General features: G+C 59.1%; 4 protein-coding genes, 5 tRNA genes and 2 rRNA genes. All 11 read left to right on the top strand.

The genetic code is table 11. From position 1 onward, the window contains the following. Nucleotides 1–303 (top strand): 23S ribosomal RNA (locus DV520_RS12000); the annotation flags it as partial. A 105-nt stretch (nucleotides 304–408) separates the two neighbouring features. Beyond that, a 5S ribosomal RNA gene (rrf, locus tag DV520_RS11995) occupies nucleotides 409–524 on the top strand. Between the two features lie 28 nt (nucleotides 525–552). Next, nucleotides 553–628 (top strand) — tRNA-Asn (locus tag DV520_RS11990). 55 nt (nucleotides 629–683) lie between these two features. Next, nucleotides 684–760: transfer RNA gene (locus tag DV520_RS11985), tRNA-Ile, on the top strand. Between the two features lie 3 nt (nucleotides 761–763). Next, a tRNA-Trp gene (locus tag DV520_RS11980) sits at nucleotides 764–839 on the top strand. Between the two features lie 5 nt (nucleotides 840–844). After that, nucleotides 845–921: transfer RNA gene (locus tag DV520_RS11975), tRNA-Asp, on the top strand. A 5-nt stretch (nucleotides 922–926) separates the two neighbouring features. Next, nucleotides 927–1002: transfer RNA gene (locus DV520_RS11970), tRNA-Thr, on the top strand. A 73-nt stretch (nucleotides 1003–1075) separates the two neighbouring features. Beyond that, a complete protein-coding gene (locus DV520_RS11965) occupies nucleotides 1076–1750 on the top strand; it encodes a response regulator transcription factor (protein WP_117143012.1) in 675 nt (224 codons plus the stop codon). Continuing rightward, nucleotides 1737–2747: a sensor histidine kinase gene (locus DV520_RS11960; protein ID WP_117143011.1), complete on the top strand. Its 1011-nt coding sequence runs from the start codon at nucleotides 1737–1739 to the stop codon at nucleotides 2745–2747. Before DV520_RS11965 ends, DV520_RS11960 begins: the two co-directional genes overlap by 14 nt. A gap of 78 nt (nucleotides 2748–2825) precedes the next feature. Next, nucleotides 2826–3584 carry an ABC transporter ATP-binding protein gene (locus tag DV520_RS11955; protein WP_021919233.1) on the top strand — a complete coding sequence of 253 codons (759 nt, stop codon included), beginning with the start codon at nucleotides 2826–2828 and terminating at the stop codon, nucleotides 3582–3584. Next, the coding region (locus tag DV520_RS11950) for an FtsX-like permease family protein (protein ID WP_242984705.1) at nucleotides 3571–4231 on the top strand (661 nt) is incomplete at its 3' end. The genes DV520_RS11955 and DV520_RS11950, both read left to right, overlap by 14 nt.

The following is a 4231-nucleotide window of genomic DNA, read 5'->3' as shown; positions in this document are numbered from 1 at the left end:
TGAGACAGTTCGGTCCCTATCTGTTGCGGGCGTAAGAGATTTGAAGGGGGCTGTCCTTAGTACGAGAGGACCGGGATGGACGCACCTCTGGTGCACCTGTTGTCGTGCCAACGGCATAGCAGGGTAGCTAAGTGCGGACGAGATAAACGCTGAAAGCATCTAAGCGTGAAACTTTCCCTAAGATAAGATCTCTCATCCTTCGAGGAGTAAGGCACGACAGAGACTATGTCGTAGATAGGCCGGAGGTGGAAGTGCAGTAATGTATGGAGCTGACCGGTACTAATCAGCCGAGGGCTTGACCTGAGTCTCAGGTTAAGAGTAAGAAGTGCAGGCGCTTGCTTGGGGTATGGCGGTTACTTTGTTCGGTTTTGAGGGTGTGGATGTTGCCACAGCTTCACAAAAGAGTAAGTTGGTGTTGATTGCAGTGAGGGTCCACCCGTTCCCATCCCGAACACGGAAGTTAAGCTCACTTGCGCCGAAGATACTTGTTTGGAGACGAACCGGGAAAATAGGTAACGCCAACACTTTGGAGGAGGAACTCTCCTCCGATCTGCCTCCTTAGCTCAGTCGGTAGAGCACGCGGCTGTTAACCGCGGTGTCGTAGGTTCGAGTCCTACAGGGGGCGCCACTTTACCAAGTTCCTGGGCGACCAGGTTTGTATAAAGCCTATGGAAACCGGAAATGGGCCTTTAGCTCAGTTGGTTAGAGCAACCGGCTCATAACCGGTCGGGCCACGGTTCGAGTCCGTGAAGGCCCACCATATAGGGGTATAGCTCAGTTGGTAGAGCAGCGGTCTCCAAAACCGCGTGCCGAGGGTTCAAGTCCTTCTGCCCCTGCCAAATATGGCGCGGTAGTTCAGTTGGTTAGAACGCCGGCCTGTCACGCCGGAGGTCGAGGGTTCAAGTCCCTTCCGCGTCGCCATATTTGCTGCTGTAGCTCAGTCGGTAGAGCGCATCCTTGGTAAGGATGAGGTCGGCGGTTCAAATCCGCCCAGCAGCTCCAGAAAGTCCTGAAACCGTTTGGTTCAGGACTTTTTGCTATTTTCTCAACTTTCTTTGCCAAGGCGGTTTCAGAGATGCAAAAGATTACGATTGTAGAAGACGATCCCGCCATGCGGGAGGAGCTGGTTCTCTTGCTGGAAAATGAGGGGTATCAGGTCCAGGCGGTAACAGAGTTTACGGAGGTGGTGGCGCAGGTGCGGTCCTTTGGCGCGAACCTGGTTCTGCTGGATTTGGGCTTGCCCGGCCGGGATGGCTTCTCCCTGTGTGCGGACCTGCGGAAGACCTGTGGGGTTCCCATCATCCTGGTCACCAGCCGAAATTCCACGATGGATGAGCTGCGGGCCCTGAGCCTGGGAGGGGATGACTATATCACCAAGCCGTACAATATCCCCATTCTGCTGGCCCGGGTCAAAGCGGTGCTGCGGCGTGGAGGTGGACCGGCGGAACCGGATGTGGTGGAAGCCGGTGGCCTGCGGCTGTCCCTCACCAGAGGGACGGTATCCGCAGATGGGAGGACGGCAGAGCTTAGCCGCAATGAGCTGAGAATTCTGGCCCATTTGATGACCCACGCCGGAGAGATTGTCTCCCGGGCTGATCTGATTGAGGCTCTGTGGGACAGTCAGATCTATATTGATGACAATACCCTCAGCGTCAATGTCACCCGTCTGCGGGGCAAGCTGGAGGCACTGGGTGTGCCAGGAATGATCCGAACCCGCCGGGGCATGGGGTATCAATATGACGGTGCTTGAATTTCTCTCTGACCGGCTGGGGCGTCTGGTGCTGTGGGGGAGCTGCACGGTGCTGGCAGCAGGGATTCTGCTGGCCACAGGGACTTCCCCAGGGGTTCTTATCCTGCTGCTGGCGGCTTTGTTTCTGGTCTTTTTGGCGGCCCAGGCCCAGGCCTTTCGGCGGATGCGCCGGACCATAGAGACCTGGGAAAGGCTGCTGGAGGGATTGGACCAGAAATATCTCTTCCCAGAGTGTGCCCCCAAGCCCCAACGGCTCTATGAGCGCAAGTTGCTGGACATAACCCGCCGGTCTGGCCAGGCGATGATCGGCGCAGTCTCAGAGGCCCAGGCGGCTCAGCGGGACTATCGGGAATACGTGGAACGCTGGGTCCATGAGATCAAAACCCCCATCACCGCTGCCCGCCTGATGGCCCGGCGGAGCGGGGCAGACACCCGGCGAAAGCTGGAGGCGGAACTGGACCAGATCGGAGCCCATGTGGAACGGGCGCTCTTTTACGCCCGGGCGGAGAATCCGGAGAAGGACGTTCTCATTCACCCGGCCAGTCTGTCGGACCTGGTGAACCAGGCGGTGCAGGCGCATCGGGCTTTGCTCCTGCAAAACGGGGTGAGCGTGGAGCTCTGTGACCTGGACTTTGTGGTTTATACCGACAGGAAATGGGTGTGTTTCCTGCTGGGGCAGCTGCTGCAGAACGCAGCCCGATACCGGAGGGCACGCCCTGTGATTATCTTGTCCGCCCGAAGACAGGAGAAACGGGTGGAACTGACCGTGTCGGACAACGGGATGGGCATTCCGGCCCATGAGCTGCCCCGGGTTTTTGACCGGGGATTTACCGGCAGCAATGGCCGCTTGCGGGGCGGTTCCACGGGGATGGGGCTGTATCTGGCCAAGAAATTGGCGGATGCCTTGGAGATTTCCCTGGCGATTCGGTCGGAGGAGGGGGTGGGCACCCAGGTGCTGCTCACCTTTCCCGCCCAGGAAAAGCTTACAAAACTGTAAGATAAGATGGGGAAACCGCGATACCACCGGCGCCGCATTTGCTGTATGCTGGGGCTATCAGCAAAGGAGGCGGGTATCATGCTGCAAGTACAGAACATTGAGAAATACTATGGCAGCCAGAACCAAGTGACAAAGGCCCTGGACCGGGTGAGCTTTACCGTGGAGGATGGGGCGTTCATCGCCATTATGGGGGCCTCGGGCAGCGGAAAGACCACGCTGCTCAACTGCATCTCCACCATTGACACCATCAGCGCCGGGGACATCCTGCTGGATGGACAGAGCATTGCCCAGCTCTCCCCCCGTCAGCTGGCCCAGTTTCGCCGGGAACGGCTGGGGTTTGTCTTTCAGGATTGCAACCTTTTGGACACCCTGACCCTGGAGGAGAACATCGGCCTGGCCCTCAGCCTGAACCATGCCGATCCCCACTCCGTCCAGCAGAGGGTTCGGGCCATCGCGGAGGAGCTGGAGATTGGGGAGATTCTGGATAAGTTTCCCTATCAGGTCTCTGGGGGGCAAAAGCAGCGGGCGGCCTGCGCCCGGGCCATGGTAGCGGGCCAGTCCCTGCTGCTGGCCGACGAGCCCACAGGGGCGCTGGACTCCAAGGCATCCAAAAACCTGCTGGAGATCATGACCAGGCTCAACCGGGTGCTGGGAGCGACCATTTTAATGGTGACCCATGATCCGTACAGTGCCAGCTATGCCTCCCGGGTGCTGTTCCTGAAGGATGGACGGCTGTTCAATGAGCTTCTCCGGGGCGAACGGGACCGCCCGGCCTTTTACCATGAGATCCTGGACGTGCTGGCTTTGCTGGGGGGTGACGTCAGTGACGTTACGTGACCTCTCCTGGCGCAATGCCCGGCGGCAGGCCCGGGATTACCTGGTCTATTTTGTCACCATTGTCATTGCCACGGCGCTGATGTACGCGTTCAATGGGCTGGTGTTCTCCCGGGAGATAGCGGAATTGTCCGCCAAGCTCTCCAGCCTGCCCTTGGTTATTGTCCTGGCCAGCGTGGCGGTGGTGCTGATTCTGGGCTGGCTGGTGGCCTATATCACCCGGTTCATGCTGACCCGAAGAAGCCGGGAGCTGGGGACTTACCTCCTCATCGGCTTGGAACACCGGCAGGTGGCCCGGCTGTTTTTCCTGGAGAATCTGGCGGTAGGGGCCGTTGCCCTGGTGCTGGGGGTGGTGCTGGGAAACCTGATGTTTCAAATCCTTCGGGCCATCATGCTGGCCCTGTTTGGGGTGGAGTACCGGCTCTCCTTTGCCTTCTCCCTGGAGGCGGTGGGGATGACGCTGCTCTACGTGCTGCTTGTCTACCTGCTGGCCCTGGGCCGGAGCAGGAGACGCATCCGCAGGATGCAGATTCACGACTTCATGGAACTGGACCGTCAGAATGAGAACGTAGTGATCCGGACCAGCCGCCGGCGCCGGCGGGTCTTTGTCCTCTCCCTCCTGCTGGGGGCGGTGGGGACGGTGCTGCTGC

It is taken from the genome of Evtepia gabavorous (genome assembly GCF_003425665.1).
Lineage (GTDB): Bacteria > Bacillota > Clostridia > Oscillospirales > Oscillospiraceae > Evtepia > Evtepia gabavorous.
This window is presented reverse-complemented; position numbering and strand designations above follow the sequence as displayed.